The 950-nt window shown below is 45.6% G+C and carries 2 protein-coding genes; both read right to left on the bottom strand.

Annotated features, from left to right (window positions below):
• The coding region (locus tag PGX78_RS05015; protein ID WP_270445664.1) for an RnfABCDGE type electron transport complex subunit D at window positions 1-580 on the bottom strand (580 nt) is incomplete at its 3' end.
• 31 nt (window positions 581-611) lie between these two features.
• Window positions 612-950: 4Fe-4S dicluster domain-containing protein (locus PGX78_RS05010; RefSeq protein WP_270445662.1), on the bottom strand; the 339-nt coding region annotated here is incomplete at its 5' end.

Here is a 950-nt window from a genome sequence, read left to right as displayed (position 1 = left end):
ATCCGAGGAACATGTTTTGATACATGGTCATGGGGTCATTGTTGAAGAGTTGAAGCAAAGCATCATAACCGCTCTGTTTCAGCACGTTCAACGGAGTAGCACCGGCTACGCCGTCAATAACACTGCCGTTCACCTGTGTCCACGTCGTCATAGCTACAGGCCATGAAACCATAAGCCCTGCACGGCCTACGTGTGCGGGGTTAAACAGGTTGTAGCCCAAACCGCCCATAGCTTGTTTACAAACTACGATGGCAATAAAGGATCCGACAATGCACATCCACCACGGTAAGATCGGTGAACAGCACATTGCCAACAAAAGACCGGTAATAACGGCACTGCCGTCATTAATCGTAATTTTCTTATGCATGAACTTTTCCCAAGCCCATTCAAAGAAAACGGCCGATACGATAGATACTATAATATTAAGTAGTGCATTAAATCCGAAGTAATATACACCGAAAGCTGCGGCCGGTACAAGCGTTGCCACAACAGTCCACATAATTTTGGGGATGGATTCGTTACAACGGACATGCGGTGAGGAGGACACAGTAAGAACTACTTCTTGTGCACTCTTTTCCATAATTTATCCCTTCTTCCATTAAAGACTTAGCCTATTTGGCTTCCGCTTTCGCTTTAGCAGCTTGTTGCTGTGCTTTTACCTGAGCTTTGGCATTTCTGATGTACTGAACAATATTGCGTTTAGCAGGACATACATATACGCAACTGCCGCATTCAACGCAGTTCATAACACCGTATTCCATGCATTTATCCCATGCTTCGCAATGAGACAAAATACTGAGCTGACTGGGAATCAAACCCATAGGACAAGCATCTACACAACGACCGCAACGAATGCAGGGATCTTCGACACCTACCTGACACTTTTCAGGAGACAGTGCCAAAATTCCGGATACGCCCTTAGCAACAGATACGTCAAGTTGGAATTGTGC

The sequence above is a fragment of the Megasphaera sp. AF13-6AC genome, from assembly GCF_027685385.1.
Lineage (GTDB): Bacteria > Bacillota > Negativicutes > Veillonellales > Megasphaeraceae > Megasphaera > Megasphaera micronuciformis.
The sequence above is the reverse complement of the archived record's forward strand: the minus strand, read 5'-3'. Positions and strand labels throughout refer to the sequence as shown.